Origin of the sequence: Labilibacter marinus, assembly GCF_001659685.2 — a bacterium.
Lineage (GTDB): Bacteria > Bacteroidota > Bacteroidia > Bacteroidales > Marinilabiliaceae > Saccharicrinis > Saccharicrinis marinus.
In genome coordinates this window covers 79,171-95,639 of the sequence record NZ_LXYE02000020.1, presented here as the reverse complement: position 1 = coordinate 95,639, position 16,469 = coordinate 79,171, and the positions used below count along the sequence as shown (strand labels likewise).

Annotated in this window: 16 protein-coding genes; 5 read left to right on the top strand and 11 right to left on the bottom strand. The window is 35.9% G+C overall.

The window, feature by feature from the left end; genetic code table 11:
• Positions 1–20: 20 nt before the first annotated feature.
• The 5 genes from A8L32_RS09385 to A8L32_RS09365 all read right to left on the bottom strand — a co-directional run bounded on the left by A8L32_RS09385 (position 21) and on the right by A8L32_RS09365 (position 4,014).
• On the bottom strand, positions 21–1,319 hold the full coding sequence (locus A8L32_RS09385) for a peptidylprolyl isomerase (RefSeq protein WP_066630083.1): 1,299 nt from the start codon (positions 1,317–1,319) through the stop codon (positions 21–23).
• A 9-nt stretch (positions 1,320–1,328) separates the two neighbouring features.
• On the bottom strand, positions 1,329–2,126 hold the full coding sequence (locus A8L32_RS09380; RefSeq protein ID WP_066630081.1) for a peptidylprolyl isomerase: 798 nt from the start codon (positions 2,124–2,126) through the stop codon (positions 1,329–1,331).
• A gap of 4 nt (positions 2,127–2,130) precedes the next feature.
• Complete coding sequence (locus tag A8L32_RS09375) at positions 2,131–2,997, bottom strand: peptidylprolyl isomerase (RefSeq protein WP_198931754.1); 867 nt, start codon at positions 2,995–2,997, stop codon at positions 2,131–2,133.
• 12 nt (positions 2,998–3,009) lie between these two features.
• Complete coding sequence (locus A8L32_RS09370) at positions 3,010–3,342, bottom strand: hypothetical protein (protein ID WP_066630077.1); 333 nt, start codon at positions 3,340–3,342, stop codon at positions 3,010–3,012.
• Between the two features lie 63 nt (positions 3,343–3,405).
• Positions 3,406–4,014: an HD domain-containing protein gene (locus A8L32_RS09365; protein ID WP_066630075.1), complete on the bottom strand. Its 609-nt coding sequence runs from the start codon at positions 4,012–4,014 to the stop codon at positions 3,406–3,408.
• A 37-nt stretch (positions 4,015–4,051) separates the two neighbouring features.
• On the opposite strand from A8L32_RS09365, the gene A8L32_RS23520 reads away from it, so the two are divergent.
• Entirely contained in the window at positions 4,052–4,213 is a 162-nt protein-coding gene (locus tag A8L32_RS23520) for a hypothetical protein (RefSeq protein ID WP_158027220.1), read from the top strand.
• Positions 4,214–4,230: 17 nt separating this feature from the next.
• On the opposite strand, the gene A8L32_RS09360 is transcribed toward A8L32_RS23520, so the two are convergent.
• Complete coding sequence (locus A8L32_RS09360) at positions 4,231–4,827, bottom strand: class I SAM-dependent methyltransferase (protein WP_066630074.1); 597 nt, start codon at positions 4,825–4,827, stop codon at positions 4,231–4,233.
• Between the two features lie 472 nt (positions 4,828–5,299).
• On the opposite strand from A8L32_RS09360, the gene A8L32_RS09355 reads away from it, so the two are divergent.
• Both A8L32_RS09355 and A8L32_RS09350 read left to right on the top strand, forming a co-directional pair.
• The gene (locus A8L32_RS09355) at positions 5,300–5,656 is read left to right on the top strand and encodes a hypothetical protein (protein WP_143525057.1); all 357 of its coding nucleotides are present in this window, start codon (positions 5,300–5,302) and stop codon (positions 5,654–5,656) included.
• 54 nt (positions 5,657–5,710) lie between these two features.
• Entirely contained in the window at positions 5,711–6,424 is a 714-nt protein-coding gene (locus A8L32_RS09350; protein WP_075590475.1) for a tetratricopeptide repeat protein, read from the top strand.
• Between the two features lie 130 nt (positions 6,425–6,554).
• Here A8L32_RS09350 and A8L32_RS09345 read toward each other — a convergent pair whose 3' ends face one another.
• From A8L32_RS09345 to A8L32_RS09325, 5 genes are all read right to left on the bottom strand, one after another.
• Complete coding sequence (locus A8L32_RS09345; RefSeq protein ID WP_143525056.1) at positions 6,555–7,547, bottom strand: hypothetical protein; 993 nt, start codon at positions 7,545–7,547, stop codon at positions 6,555–6,557.
• A gap of 72 nt (positions 7,548–7,619) precedes the next feature.
• Entirely contained in the window at positions 7,620–8,852 is a 1,233-nt protein-coding gene (locus A8L32_RS09340; protein ID WP_066630069.1) for a nucleoside recognition domain-containing protein, read from the bottom strand.
• A gap of 39 nt (positions 8,853–8,891) precedes the next feature.
• Positions 8,892–9,395: a pyridoxamine 5'-phosphate oxidase family protein gene (locus tag A8L32_RS09335; protein WP_066630068.1), complete on the bottom strand. Its 504-nt coding sequence runs from the start codon at positions 9,393–9,395 to the stop codon at positions 8,892–8,894.
• A gap of 18 nt (positions 9,396–9,413) precedes the next feature.
• A complete protein-coding gene (gene dnaG, locus A8L32_RS09330; RefSeq protein ID WP_233145473.1) occupies positions 9,414–11,372 on the bottom strand; it encodes a DNA primase in 1,959 nt (652 codons plus the stop codon).
• Between the two features lie 103 nt (positions 11,373–11,475).
• Positions 11,476–12,669 carry a sodium:calcium antiporter gene (locus tag A8L32_RS09325; protein WP_066630066.1) on the bottom strand — a complete coding sequence of 398 codons (1,194 nt, stop codon included), beginning with the start codon at positions 12,667–12,669 and terminating at the stop codon, positions 11,476–11,478.
• A gap of 354 nt (positions 12,670–13,023) precedes the next feature.
• Here A8L32_RS09325 and A8L32_RS09320 point away from each other — a divergent pair, with 354 nt between their 5' ends.
• Together A8L32_RS09320 and A8L32_RS09315 are read left to right on the top strand one after the other, a co-directional pair.
• The gene (locus A8L32_RS09320) at positions 13,024–15,306 is read left to right on the top strand and encodes a sodium-translocating pyrophosphatase (RefSeq protein ID WP_066630065.1); all 2,283 of its coding nucleotides are present in this window, start codon (positions 13,024–13,026) and stop codon (positions 15,304–15,306) included.
• 181 nt (positions 15,307–15,487) lie between these two features.
• Complete coding sequence (locus A8L32_RS09315; RefSeq protein ID WP_066630064.1) at positions 15,488–16,435, top strand: pyridoxal-phosphate dependent enzyme; 948 nt, start codon at positions 15,488–15,490, stop codon at positions 16,433–16,435.
• Positions 16,436–16,469: the final 34 nt, after the last annotated feature.

The window sequence follows — 16,469 nt, the reverse complement described above, 5'->3', positions numbered from 1 at the left end:
ATATTGATTTTTGAGCTGCTTTACTTCTTTAAAATTTCAATCTCTTTTATACGGATATCCTTTATTGGTCTATCCACAGCGTAGGTTTTTTCGGCAGCAATTTTATCTACTACTTCCATGCCCGAAGTAATTTCTCCAAACACAGAATATTCGCCATCTAAATGTGGAGCTCCTCCAATTGTTGTGTAGGTCTTAATTTGAGCAGAAGTGAATTTGATTCCTTTATCCTTTTCAATTTCCTGTAACTCGGCCATATTAAAAACACGTCCTGATATAATATAAAATTGAGATCCATCAGACCTGTCTTTGGGGTTTCGCTCAGGTGGCATTTTTGACGCAGCTATAGCCCCTCTTTTATGGTAAAGGCCATCAATAATTTTAGTTTTTAAATTATATCCTGGTCCTTGCCATCCTACTATATCATCCTTTTTTGCATATTTACTATCCGCCGCTCCTGTTTGAATTAAAAAATCTTTTAATACACGATGAATGAGTAAACTATCGTAAAACTGATCACTGACTAGTTTGATAAAATTATCTCTAAAAGTTGGCGTTTGGTTATATAAACGAAGCGTAAAATTACCTGCCGTTGTATGTACCTTAAAACCACTAATATTTTTATAAGAAGGATATACTTTATTGGTTTTATTCCTGAGGTCGTAAATCGCTTTCTGTTGTTTTAGCTGTTGCTTGCTAAGTGCTTCAATGGTGCTAGATGGTACAAGGTACGAAACCCGACCACTATCTGTTTTAAGATTTTGAACCATACCAACTGGGTGATGCATAAATGTAAAGGCAGGTAAACCAGATGATATTTTTTTACTTAAAATATAGTTGGTGGATGAATCGGTTTTGGTTGCAGATACTGCTGTTTTGGGTAAATAAATATTTTTCGATTTACGATATAAGCTAGCTACGGAATCAGGAATATTCCTCACTGATTTTTCTAGATGGATGTATTTTAAATTCTCCTTCCAGGTTTTAATGATGACCAGGTTGTTCGCAATGTCAAAAGCCGTGTAGCCAGCCACATCAGTGAAAGCATCCGTTCCAATTGGGGTAACTTTTGCTTTATAGCTACCTTTTATTAAATCTAAATTTGTAACCAAGGTATTGGCTGAAATATAAAAACCATAACCTCTTTTTAATTGTCGATTGTAATGATCGTAGGTTTCAATTGTGGCAATGGCCTTTATGTTTTTTTGATACGAACCTTTGGGTCTAGAATATTCCTCCTCAGATATGACTTGTTTCTGTGATGTTTGTTTACAGGCAGCAAAGGCCAGCACGGTAAAAACAAGAACAACTAATTTATTCATGAGGTACAATTATAGAATTCTAACAACTAGTTTAACATCTTTATAAGGACGACTGTTTTTATCCGTTTCTAAAGCAGCAATTTTTTTCATCACATCATAACCACTAATTACTTCTCCAAAAACGGTGTAGTCGGCGTCTAATTCGGGCAATCCACCAATTGTAGTATATACGTTTCGTTGCTCTTCAGTAAATTCAAGCTTTCGCGATAAAGCATAATCAACCGCTATTTTTTGCTTTATCTCTCTTAGTCGCCTATTGAATTCCTTAGGGTTTTCCGTTTTTAGTTTTTGAAGCTCCTCTTTATAGGGTACGTAATATTTCTTCTTTAATTTTATTTTAATGGGGTTGTTGGTCGCTTTTTCCAGCAAATCCAATTCTTCGTTTTTATACACTTTACCCTGAACGATATAAAACTGGCTGATATCGGAAAGTTTAAAGTGATTAATTTCTTCGGGCTGTCGAGGTGCACATATAGCTCCTTTTTTATGAAAACGCTTTTCTGTAAACTCCGAATCGATAGTCAATTTTGAACTTCCATATCCAATATGCTTGCCAGCTGGTGCATTTTTCGAATCGCTAGAACCACCTTGAATCACAAAGTTTTTAACTACCCTATAAAACAAAGTACCATCGTAGTGTCCTTCTTTTGCAAGCTTTAAAAAAGCTTCACGATGTTTAGGCGTATCATCATAAAGCATCACCTTAATATCTCCAAAATTAGTAGAGATAATTACTTTTTTGCTTTGAGCATGAGCCCACGAAGAGCATATGAATATAAATACAAGAAAATATAAAGTAGTACGCATCAAATTAGTCTTTAATAACCTTCACCTCCATAACCACATCTTTAAGCGGTCTGTCTCTTGAGTCAGTTTCCTCATTGGCAATTAAATCCAGCACCTCAAAACCATACTTGGCACCAAACAAAGATTTTATTTTTTCTATTAAATTTTTGTCTTCAATCACCTCGCCAAATACAGTGTAGCTTCCATCCAAAAATGGTGTTCCACCAGCAGTTCTGTATACCTCTTTAATATCCTCAGGAATAGTGAATTCATCTTGCTCGCCGTATTTTTTATTTACTTCAGCCATGATAAAATTCTGAAGTGCTACAATTTGAGTTTCGTCACCCAAGCGCTGAAGTGCGTTTAACGAATCATTATATTCCACAATTAATTCGTTAAAAACTGCTCTTCGTTTTCCTTCGCGCGTTTGATTCTCAATTTTAGTAAGTTTGTTATCATCAAAAACTTCGCCTTGTACAATGTAAAACTGCGAACCAGACGACCTTTTTTCAGGATTAGTCCTATCGCCTTGTCTGGCAGCAGATAGCGCTCCTTTTTTATGATAGTATTTAGGATAATCAAATTCAGCAGGTAGGGTATATCCTGGTCCACCTTCTCCTAAGGACTGACCCGCTTCTGCATCTTTAGAGTTCGGGTCTCCTCCTTGAATCATAAAATCCTTAATTACACGATGAAATATCGTACCATCTAAAAAGCCTTCGTTGGCAAGTTTTATAAAATTATCGCGATGAGCAGGTGTTTCGTTGTATAGCTTAATTTTAATATTACCATGGTTGGTTTTAATTAATACAATAGCTTCGTTAGTTTTTGCAGAGCAACCAAATACGCTAAAAATTAAAACTGTTGTAAATACAAATAATACGTTCCTCATCATTTTTGTTGTTTATAATTTGTCGTTTAGGTATTCCATCATGGCACCTTTTAAAATAGCCTCTCTTTCTGAAGGAGGAAGGTCTGAAACTTCGTTAATGACAGTAAATGTAGGCCATCCAGCATCATCCACACCATTGTTTTCGTAAAAACCTTTTTGCTCAAATAAAATACATCTGGCTAAGTTAATTAAATCCATCTTTTCTTCCTTGCTGTACTTTAAATAACCCGTTCCTCTTTCTTGAATCCCAATCAGGAATAACAAGAAATCGAAATCTGCTAGCACATTAAATTTTTTGCTCACTTTTAAAAGTAACTCTTCCCAACTACTATCTACATTTTCCATCTAATCATTAATTTCGTTCAAAAATACCATAATTAAGGCTTCATACAAATGCCATCTAGTGCACTATCGTAAAAAGCCTTTTGATTGCGCTTTGGCAACCATCTGTTTCACTTCATTCCATAAAAAGGCTGACCCTTCTTCAATAGGTTTGTTTCTTTTCAAAACCATATCGGCACTAATATTGTGTTTTACCCATTGCTTACCTTGTGTTTTATAATTATGAAGAACTGGCATATATCTATCGACAGCCCCTGTATATTTAGCCTCCTTCGTTTCTCCCTTTTCAAACTCATACCATAAATCAGTATACTCTTTATTTAAATCAGGAGGTAATAATCCAAATATTCTTTGAGCAGCCTTTTGTTCTCTTTCTTCCTTGTCTTGATGAGCCATTTCATCATAAGCGTAGGTATCTCCTGCATCAATTTCAACTACGTCGTGAATGAGCGCCATTTTTACACATTTTAAAATATCTAATTCCTTTTCGTTGGCGTATTCAGCAAGTATAATGATAGATACAGCCATATGCCATGAGTGTTCTGCATCATTTTCTTGTTTTGATGAATCTAATAGCAAAGTTTGCCGTATAATTTGCTTTAACTGATCAATTTCGGTAATAAAACTAAGTTGTTGCTGAAATCGTGATGCGAGGAAGTTTAAATTTTTTGGCATAAATATTGGAATAGAGATAAAAATAAAATTGGTAGTGATGAGGGATTTACAAAACGAAAATAAAGATTTTAGTTATACCAACGAAAATTGGATTCCGATTTTTAGTGATGCTGAACTTCATGATGTACTGGAGCGTGTTATTCTTGAAAACCCAGGCCATCCTTTGATTGCAGAACCTATACTTATTGGTAAAAATTAATCATTTCAAATAGTTACTTACTTTTTTGTGGCTTCAAATACAATCAGAGAAGCCTGTCCTTTGTGCCCAATTCCTTCTTCTAGATTTGCCATAACGTTTTCATTTCTATCTATCTGCAGATCCTTAAAATCACTCTGTAATTTATCTGTTGAGTATAGCATCTCTATATCTTTTGGTCCGCCGCTATTATATTTTAACTGATCCTCAGAAAATCCAACAATTAATAATTTAGCACCTGTCTTTAACAGAGATGTTAATTGCTGATGAATATTAAAGCGGAGTTCTTTAGGTAAATGCAAAAACACAAGAGCAATCGCGTCAAATTGCTCTGTTTTATAAGGATGTTTTAATAAGTCACCAATGTGGTAATCTATCTTTACTTTATTTTTAGAAGCTAGTGATAGTGCTTTTTCTTTGCCTACCAGACTTTGGTCTATTGCAGAAACACTCCAGTTTTGCATGGCTGCGTAAACGGCATTCCTTCCTTCACCTTCGCCAGGAAGCAATATTTTGCCTGGCGTATTACTATCTAAAAAATTCTTAAACTGTGGATTAGGGCTTTCGCCATATAAGTATGTTTCAGATGAAAAACGTTCGTCCCAAAATTGTTGCATGCTCAATTGTTTTGTATTGTAAACAAAGTTAACAGGCTTGTTTAAGTATTAGTTCAATGGGAGGGTATAAACGAAAAAAAGACCCAAGGGCAGTGGGTCTTTTTTCTTCCGGATTTTTTTTATCTGATTTAAGGGAAAAGGGTATTATTTTTCCGAGCACTAATATAGAATTTATTTTTATTTTTTAACAAACATTTAACAAATAATTTGAGGTATTCATTTGTTTTAACTTGAAATATATCTCATATAGTACTGTTTTGTTGATGTTTGACCTTTTGTGAATTGAAAAATGATAAAATCCCAATGGATTAACTTTTTTTACAGAATAGTTATTGATTAGTTAATATTGAAAATTAGTGGATATCTAAGCATAAAAATGAACTTGCTTTTAAACCTTTTTATAAATTTGTTATCCAAGTACCAAAGAGTACGAACAAACTATTCGATTTTTGTGGATAGAAAAATGATAGGTATGAGAATAGGTTTTATATTATTGATGATCCTTTTAGTTGAAGGAGGAATCAATGCTCAAGAAAAAAAAGCAGTAAAGGAAACGGTTAAACCTGAAGGTATTAACCTGCGCTCCAATAGTAGGCAATATTCTATGGTTACGCGAGGTAATGACCATAAGCGTAAGGATATGCGTATGCAACAGATGAAGCGAAAAGTAAAGAGTGCCAAGCAGCTTCAAAAAAACAAACAACTGCAAAAAGCCAATTTACGTAGTCAACAAAATACAAGAAATAAAAAACTGGTGCTACAGAAAAAGGCGCAGCAAAAAAAGATGAGGAAGCAACAAAGAATGAAAGCGAAAAAAAGGAAGAGATAGTTTTGCTTATGGCTAATGAGTTAAACCAGTAATTGAAGAATAAACTAGTTTATTATGACTATGATTAAATATACAATTGCTTTTCTAGTGATGGTTTCGGTAAATCTTTCGGGACAAACCAATGTTGAGGATCTGGTTAAGCAGGGTAATAAATATTTAGAGAAAGAGCAGTTTACAAAGGCCGTTGAAACGTTTCAGCAGGCCATTGCTATTGAAGAGAATAATGCTGATTTGTATTTTTATTTAGGAAATTCTTATTTGGATAATAAGGAATTTCAGGATGCTATTAATAGCTACAAGGCCTGTGTTAAATTAGATGCTAATTATAAAGATGCATTATATAATATGGCCAATGTATATTACGAACTAGTTGATTATAAATTGGCGATAAAGACTTTTAGTGCCTTAATTAAGGTAGATAGTGAATATTACGATGCTTATTTTGATAGAGCGAATGCCTATTATCAACTTGGAGAATTTGAGAATGCCATCGCAGATTTTGATAGAGGAATTAAATTGGAGCCTAACTTTTCTTTGGCTTATTACGATAGAGCTAATGCTTGGTTTCAGCTGGGTAATTATGCCGAAGCTATTTTGGATTATACGCAAGCGATTGATCTAAATAATGATGTATCAGATTTTTATTTTAACAGAGCCATTGCTCATTTTAATATTGAAAACAAAGATGCAGGCTGTGAGGATTTAAATAAGGCTGCTTCGCTTGGAGATGAAGGAGCCGATTTTTATTTAATGGAGTTTTGTAACTAGTATAACAAGCAAAAATTCTATTTCAAAAACGTGAATTAACTAGAGGTGTATGTAGATTGTATTAGGTGTTATAATTTAGAGTCTATTTTTTTTACTTTAAAAACTCATTAATTGATTTCAGTAGTTTTATCTACCAACTCATAAAATAGGTTAAGCCAAAGTTGGCATAACTGCTCCATTCTTCTTCAACATATGAAGGCTGATTAATGGGTTTAAATGCTGAAAAACCAATGTTAATCATAAAGTCACTCCAATAATAATATATTGGTATTGTAAACCCGATATTGTTTAAATTAAAGGTGCTCTTTTCTTCAAACATATTCCACAAAACAGTGTCGTCAGACAGCTCTCTCAGTTTATCTATTTTGTCGGGTTGGTTTTGCAGGCGATCACTGATATTCTTTTCTCGATAGGTTTGTGGATTATCAATTATCGACAAAAACTCACCTGCAGTTAATTGAGGGAATGATTTGGCAAAGCCATAAGCAAACCTATAATCGGTATAAGCTTGTGCATCGTAATAACCAATATCACCCATGTTTATCATTACCATTGGTTCTATAGATAAGGAATTGTCTTTCTTTAAAAAGTCATCAAACTCAAATAGTACGCCTGTTTCAAAACTACTAAAAAGCTCGTTTGACCTTCCGGAATAATAACCAACAGTAACATCTGCTAGCCACCAATTTACTTCGCTAAATAAACTTGCAGAAACCAGGTGTTTATAATTGGAGCGAAAAGAATTGGAATTATCACTATATATAAAGTGACTATAGGATGCCATTCCATTTAACCAGTTGGTAATTTCGGCGGAATAGCCTAAGGATAAATCTGTTTCTTGCGTGGCTTGAGTATAAGTTTCATCTGAATTCCAGATATTAGTATACATGAATGAAATGTCAAATCCAGATTTATGAAAATAGCTAGCCATACTAGTTAAATTGGGTTGACTGGCTTGTGTATTTACACGACCATTTACATTATAATCACCCATGTAGTCCATTCCAAAACTTAAGGAAGAAAACTTATCTATTTCACTATTTGACTGGGGCTGTGCCGAAACGATTAAGCCAAAGGCAAGTAGAGCGTTTGCGAGGATATATTTAATTAGAATTTTAAACAATGTATAAGACTTAAATAAGCATTGCAATCAGTACGAGGTTAATACGTTAAATGTTATCTATTTATTGTGATATCAACCAAAAAATAAGTAACCGATAACTATAGCTGCGATAATACCTGCCAGGTCTGCTATTAAGCCACAACTAATGGCGTGACGAGTATTTTTAATTCCTACTGAGCCAAAGTATACCGCAATAATATAAAAGGTGGTATCGGTAGCTCCCTGAACTGTTGATGCTATTTTAGCAGGAAAGGAATCTACACCAAAAGTGGTAAAACTTTCAATCATCATTCCACGTGCACCACTTCCGCTCAAAGGTTTCATTAAGGCAGTAGGTAATGCATCTACAAAACGGGTATCTACTCCTAAAAATAAGCAAAAATGCTTTACGCCATCGGTGATAAAATCCATCGCTCCTGATGTGCGAAATAACCCAATTGCCACCAAAATAGCTACTAAATAAGGTATGATTTTAATGGCTATCTGAAATCCATCTTTAGCACCATCTATAAAACTCTCATAAACGTTTACCTTTTTGCGGATGGCTGCCATAAGAAAAACAACGATGATAGAAAATAAAATAAGGTTGGCTGAAACAAGTGAAATACTCTTTATCTGGTCCTTAGGTAAAGTAGACATCCAATAAATAAGTCCCGAAACAAGTGCTGTTAGTCCTCCTAAATATCCTAAAATAACTTTATTAAACAGATTTATTTTTTGAACGATAGATACAGCAATAATTCCTGCAAGGGTAGAAAAAAAAGTTGCTAACAGAATTGGAATAAATATATCAGCAGGATTTACGGCTCCTTCTTGTGCACGATAAACCATAATACTTACGGGTATAATGGTAAGCCCTGAAGTATTTAATACCAGAAACATAATTTGTGCATTGCTGGCACTTTCTTTCGAAATATTCTCTTCTTGCAGTTGCTTCATGGCTTTAAGACCCATTGGTGTGGCTGCATTATCTAAGCCTAACATATTGGCAGAGAGATTCATCATGATGGTACCAAAAACGGGATGGTTTTTAGGTAAATCGGGAAATAACTTGTTAAAAAGCGGGCCAATTAATTTAGATAGTGCTTTTACAATGCCTCCTTCTTCGCCTATTTTCAAAAAACCCATCCAAAGTGAAAGAACACCTGTAAGTCCCAAAGATATCTCGAAACCAGTTCTGGCATTACTAAAGGTTGAATTCATCAAAGCGGGAAATATTTCCATATCTCCCAAAAAAATAAGCCGAACTAAAGCTACTACAAAGGCAATCAGGAAAAAGCCTATCCAAATATAATTTAATACCATTCTTTAAAAATATAGATTAGGGTTAAGATTACATTGGTGTTAGAAACTTCTTTTTACGGTATCATCTCCTTTGTACTTTTCGTGAGGAGCACCAAACTCTTTACAAGTAACATTATCAATAGGTACTTCCCATATTAACACGTTACGAATGGCTGGGCCAGAATACTTAAACTTCTTTTCGGAGTATTGCTCCATAATAATATTTAAGGCTTCTTCTTTCTTTTCAAAGTCTTCCTGAAACTTTACTTTTCCTAGAGCGACTACACTTTTGGATTTCATGCGATAGCTACATGCCACTTCTGGGTGCTGAAAAGCTAGTTCATGACCAGTGCTAAATGTAACACATATGTTACTGTTCTTTTTTAAGATGTCAACGATTCTCCCTTCTGGTGCGGAGTGCAGATAAATAACATTGTCTTTAAAGCCAAAGTTCATAGGTAGTACATAAGGTGCATCACCATCTACTACCCCAATAAAACATACATCACATTTTTTTATGATAGTTTCAATTCGCTCGTTGTTTAAATGTTCTACGGTCTTCATATTGTATAAAATAATTGCTTACACGATTGCTCTATTTCCCAGCTCCTTCGACAATAATGCTTGTAACTGTTGTAAAGTTACCATGGTTTGCATTATCTCCATCATCTTATCTCCATCTTTTGCCTGTTCTGCGACTTTTAAATCTTTTCTATATTTTTCTATCAGGGCTTTCACCTTTTTTAGTTTAAGCTCGTTAACCACTTTAGGAACTAAAATATCCAACCTTGTATTTTCTTCTAGGTCGGTAGCTCCAAAGCGCTCATGAATCTTACTTAAGGCATGTTCGCGACTTAATAAATCAGTGGCTAATTGATTCACAGATTTGTCCATGTTACTAACAAAAAACTTAACTGCCTGAAAACCTTGGTTATCTTTATTTTCTTGGTACAATTTAAATATTTTATTGTACAAAGGGTTTTCAAACTCTAACTCATCCTCATTCAGTTGCATGAGTATATAGTCGCCAACCGTCATTTTCTCCACTTCCTCTTCACCTTCTTCAACAGATACCAAATTTAAATCTGCATACTTAATAATGAAACGAATTAGCTCCTTTTCTTCCTCTTCATATAGGCTCTGTGGAGCAAAAGAGGCTGCGGCCATTTGCTCCTGTATCTCAATAGGAATATCATTGCTTGGCGCTTTACTTTTATATTGTTCTTCTTTACTTTTTTTAGTGAGTTTGCCAATTTCATTGTAAAGTACCTGCTCACGAACATTCAGTAGAGCGCTACACTCTTTTACATATTCTCCTCGCACAATGGCATCGGGTATTACCGAAATGGTTTTAACAATATCCTGTAAAAGTCCTGCTCGTTTAACAGGGTCATTTTCTGCATCCTTTAAAAGTAAGCCCGTTTTAAACTTGATAAAGTCACCTTCGTGCTTTTCTATATATGCATGGAGCTCTTCCGCATTTCTGCTTTTGGAGAATGAATCGGGATCTTCTCCTTCTGGAAGAAGCATTACTTTTACATTCATGCCTTGCTCCAGCACTAAGTCAATTCCTCGTAAAGAGGCCTTGATACCTGCGGGGTCACCATCATAAATAATGGTAATGTTAGGTGTAAAACGTGCTACCAGTCTAATCTGGTCTACCGTTAAGGCCGTTCCCGAGGAGGCCACCACATTTGTTATTCCTGCCTGATGAAATGAAATTACATCGGTATATCCTTCCACCAAATAACATCTATCTTTTTTAGTGATTTCTGTTTTGGCATGATAAATACCGTACAGTATTCTACTCTTGTGATAAATTTCCGATTCTGGTGAATTCAGGTACTTGGCTGTTTTTTTATCGTTCTTTAAAATACGTCCTCCAAAAGCAGTGGGCTTACCCGATATGCTATGGATGGGAAAAATAACCCGACCTCTAAATCTATCCGCTTTATAATTATCTCTGACGATACTTAAACCCGTTTTTTCCAGAAACTCCAGCTTAAAACTATTTTTAAGGGCTTCATCTGTTAATGCAGATTTGGCTTCTGGCGAGTATCCTAAGTCAAATTTTTGTATGATATCATCTCTAAAACCACGACTACGCAAATAGGATAGACCCACAGAGCGACCTTCGTCGGATTTTAGAAGTTGGTTGGTAAAGTACTTTTGTGCAAAGCCAGAAACGGCCATCATACTCTCTCTGTCGTTCTTAACTTGCTTTTGTTCTGGGCTTAATTCAACTTCCTCAATGTGAATATGGAATTTTTTACCCAGTTGTTTAATAGCCTCGATAAATGAGATTTGCTCTACATCCATTAAAAAGTTAACGGCGTTACCTCCTTTTCCGCAACCGAAGCATTTATATATTCCCTTATGAGGAGAAACAGTAAATGAAGGTGTTTTTTCGTTATGAAATGGACAGTTACCAAGATAGTTGATACCTCTTTTACGCAGCGTGACAAACTCCGATACCACATCCACAATTTGTGCTTGCGAAGTTTCTACTACTCTATCAACAGTTCCCTGGTCTATCATCATAGGTATAATCCCTTTCTAAAAATTAAGGCTACAAAGATAAGAATTGATTGCGATAAAGAGAGCAATTATGAGTTGAATAGATAGATGATTTTAGAAAACGAGATTACCAATTTGAGGTTAAGCCGTTAGCTAATTCCTGTAAGGTTTCATTTATACCATCAGGCTTGTTTAAAAACGCTATAAATTTACCAGCCCATTGCGCTAAAACACCATCTCCTCCGGCTTCGTAGGAAGCTGCTCCAATAGCATATAAAACAAACATCACGTAAAGTAAAATGAGGTAAGCTACATGTCTTTTTTTTAGTTTTTTGGCAAAGTAAAAAACGCTCATTGTTGCCATGGTAACCACTACCAACATAATTCGAATGTCAATTAGAGTTGCTCCCGCCTCACGAAAATCAACCTTATATCCAGTAATCATTAAATAGATAGCTAAAGGAAGACCCATACTGATGGTAATGTCAAAAATATTTGAACCTAAAACATTAGAAAGTGCATCGTCATAATTTCCTTTTTTGGCATCCTTAATTGAAATAATTGTATCGGGAATGCTGCTTGCTCCAGCTACTAAAACCAATGCAATAAATAATGGATTAATCTCCATTGCTTCAGCCATGCCTATACAGCTTTCTACTAACCCAGCACATGTAATAGCTATCACTGCGGTAGAACCTAAAAGGAGTATCCAACTTCTGATGCTTCGTCCTTTGGGCTTTCTGAGTTGATAGCGGGTATACCAATTTTCAATTTCCCAATGGTGCATTTCTACTTGGTTATCCTCTTTTTTCATGGAAAGTAAGGTATAAGTCAGATAAATAAGATAGAACCCCGTAAAAACCCAACCGTGCCAATAGGTTATATAATCACTCGAAAGTAATACGAGTAGTAATATTTCTGCAGCTATTAAAAATAGTCCATCACGCAATATTACTTTTTTAGCTACTTGTATTCCTTTTACTCCAGCTACTGTAGCCAGCACAACCCATATTACTAATATAGGAATTACAATACTATTAAAAATAGCCGAGCCTGTATTACCTCCCACACTAGCCGCTAAATCTCTACCTAAATTTTGTCTGCTGGCCAGAGCCAAAAAGAAAACGGTTGTTAAGAGTTCTGGCATAGATGAGCCAATGGCATTTAAAGTGGCACCTTTCACTCCATCTCTTAGGTTTCGCCCTAGGTAGTCTGTGGCTACTTCAAAAATATTGCAGGCCTTGGCCATAATGATAGAAGAAATAATCATGACCACCAACGATCCGTACCAAGTATGAAAAACCAATTCAAAAAATGCCATCCTAATCAACTTCTTTGGTTAATATCTTTTTGATCATTCAAAGATATGCTTTTAATCAAGGACTACCTTTGATAAGTGTACATATTATCTCCTACAATTTTTATTCAATCTACATTAATAATGCATATTACTGTACTTAAGCGCTTTTATTTTTACTATATTGGAGGTATTGAAAAATCGAAGTCTTTTAATATCCCTTAATTATAAAGGCTTCTTCCTTAAAATCTCAGCTTATGTGAAGTTCAAACGTGAACTTCTGGTTTGTTTTAATATTGCCTATTATCGGTTTATGCTATTTATTTAGTTCAATAACTTACTCAATATAAATCAAAACAAATTAAATCTATTTTTATTATGGTTACACAATTATTTTGGACTATACCAGTCGCATCTATTGTGGCATTGGTGTTTGCCTGGCTTTTTTTTAAAAGCATGATGAAAAGTTCCGAAGGGACAGACAGAATGAAAGAAATTGCGCAGCATGTAAGAGATGGTGCAATGGCCTATTTGTCCCGACAATATAAAGTTGTTGGAATTGTTTTTCTTGTTTTATTGATTATCCTTACTATTCTTGCCTATATGGGTGTTCAAAACCCATTTGTTCCTATCGCTTTCCTAACTGGTGGTTTCTTTTCTGGTTTATGCGGTTTCCTTGGAATGAAGACTGCCACATTTGCTTCGGCCCGTACCGCTCATGGAGCTTCGGAATCACTAAATAAAGGTTTAAAAGTTGCTTTTAGAAGTGGAGCTGTAATGGGGTTAGTAGTTGTAGGCTTTGGATTACTAGATATTTCTTTATGGTATATGTTATTAACCAAAGTAGTTTATACTGCCGAAAACATGACCCATGGTTTTTCCTTTTTAGGACTTGATTTGGTACATGCAGGTATGGATGAGTCGGCTAAATTAATGGAAATTACTGCTACCATGTTAACCTTTGGAATGGGTGCTTCTACGCAGGCGCTGTTTGCTCGTGTTGGAGGAGGTATTTATACCAAAGCTGCTGATGTGGGTGCCGATCTTGTGGGTAAAGTTGAAGCTGGTATTCCCGAAGATGATCCGCGTAACCCAGCTACTATTGCCGATAATGTAGGTGATAACGTAGGTGATGTTGCAGGAATGGGTGCCGACCTTTACGAATCGTATTGTGGTTCGATACTGGCTACGGCTGCTTTAGGTGCTGCCTTATCAGTTAATGCAGGAGAAGATTTATCAGGAAAAGTAATTGCACCTATGCTGGTTGCTGCCATTGGTATTGTACTTTCTATCGTTGGTATTTTTATGGTTCAAACCAAAGAGGATGCTAATGCTAAGAGTTTACTTAATTCGCTTTTAATAGGTACAGGGGGAAGTTCGGTATTGGTACTAATTGCAATTGCAGGAATGGCCTATATGGATTGGATTTCATGGGGCATTTTTGGTTCTGTAGTATCTGGTTTAGTGGCTGGTGTAATCATTGGCCAAGGAACAGAATATTATACTTCGGATGGATATAAACCCACTCAAGGTATAGCTAGTCAAGCACAGCAAGGACCTGCAACCACTATTATAGATGGAATTGCTATTGGTATGTATTCAACTTGGATTCCTGTTGTAACTATTGTTGCAGGTATCATTGGAGCATTTGGTTTTGCAGGTGGATTTGAAAACTTCGCAGAAGGTGTTTATGGTATTGGATTTGCCGCTGTTGGTATGCTTTCAACCCTAGGTATTACATTAGCAACGGATGCTTTCGGGCCTATTGCTGATAATGCTGGTGGTAATGCAGAGATGGCCAAACTACCTGAGGAAGTTCGAGAAAGAACCGATGCATTAGATATGTTAGGAAATACAACTGCTGCAACGGGTAAAGGATTTGCTATTGGTTCGGCTGCTTTAACAGCTATGGCATTGATGGCCGCTTATATGGAAGAGATTAAGATATGGATAAAGCGCGCACTTGTTGAAGGAGATACTATCGTTCAAAACTCGATTCAGTTTGTGTTAGATTCATCTGCATTAGCTACAGAGGGCGTTCGAAATGTGGTTATATCAGAAGCTACACTGAAAGATTTTTCTGTATTCTACGACCTAACTATTTTTAATCCGCTGATGTTAGCTGGGTTATTTATTGGAGCTATGATGGCCTTTGTATTCTGTGCCATGACCATGAAAGCTGTTGGTCGTGCTGCAGGAGCTATGGTAGATGAAGTGCGTCGCCAGTTTAAAGAAATTCCTGGAATCTTGGAAGGAACAGGTACTCCAGAATATGCTAAATGTGTAGCCATCTCAACCAAAGGAGCACAAAAGGAAATGTTATTACCTTCTCTATTAGCCATTATTGTTCCTATAGTTGTTGGAATTGTTTTTGGTGTAGCTGGAGTTATTGGTCTATTGATGGGTGGTTTAACTACAGGTTTTACCTTGGCAATATTCTTAAATAATGCTGGTGGAGCTTGGGATAATGCTAAAAAGTATATCGAAAAAGGAAACTTTGGAGGTAAAGGTAGTGAGGCTCATCATGCAGGTGTTGTAGGTGATACAGTGGGAGATCCGTTTAAGGATACTGCTGGTCCTTCGTTAAATATCTTAATAAAATTAATGACCATGGTAAGTGTGGTTATGAGTGGACTTACTGTTGCATTTGCTATCTTTTAAAAAGACATATTTTTAGGTTAATAATTGGTTTTTTGAGGCCCGATTAAGTTTTGACATGGCTTAATCGGGCTTTTTTTATTTAGCTGCCTTGAAAGTAAAGTTTTGATTTCGGATGATAATGTATAAATTGCAGTTAATGCTTTTTATGGTGTATATTTCACACCGTTCTTAATCAATAAAGATGATAGATTTACCTACTTTTTCAGATGTTGAAGATGCTTTTATCCGTATTCAACCTTATATACATATAACACCAGTACTGACCAATACGGCCATTAATAAAATGACTGGAGCAGATATATATTTTAAGTGCGAGAATTTTCAGAAAGTAGGTGCTTTTAAATTTAGAGGAGCTTGTAATGCCGTTTTTTCTTTGTCTGATGAGGAAGCAGCAAAAGGCGTAGCCACGCACTCTTCAGGTAATCATGCAGCGGCTTTAGCTTTGGCTGCCAAATTAAAAGAAACGCATGCTTATATTGTGATGCCGAAAAATGCGCCTGGCGTTAAAAAACGGGCTGTAGGTAGTTATGGTGGCGTTATCACCTTTTGCGAACCTACTTTAAAAGATAGAGAGGAAACTTTAGATAAGATTATTGGAGAGTCTGGCGCTGCCATGATCCACCCATACAATCAAAAAGAAATTATTGCAGGGCAAGGAACTTGTGCACTGGAATTTATGGAACAACAAAACGATCTGGAAGCAATAGTAGCTCCAGTTGGAGGTGGTGGATTATTAAGCGGAACAGCTATTACCGCTAAATATCTAAATCCAGAAATTGAGATCATTGGAGCAGAACCTGATGGTGCTGACGATGCCTATCGTTCGTTAAAAAACAACGAGCGCATGCCAATGACCAATCCTAATACAATTGCTGATGGTCTTTTAACGGCTTTGGGAGATCATACCTTTGAAGCGATTACAAAAAATGTTGATGCAATTATCACTACTTCCGATGAATCGATAATTAAAGCCATGCGTTTAATTTGGGAGAGAATGAAGATTGTTGTAGAACCTTCAAGTGCAGTGGCTCTGGCAATTATTTTGGATAACAAAGAAGCCTTTAAAGGCAAGCGGGTAGGAGTAATTTTAACGGGAGGTAATGTAGATATGGAGAAATTACCTTTTTAGCAAAAAAGTTTTGATGGAAAGCTATATAGTCATA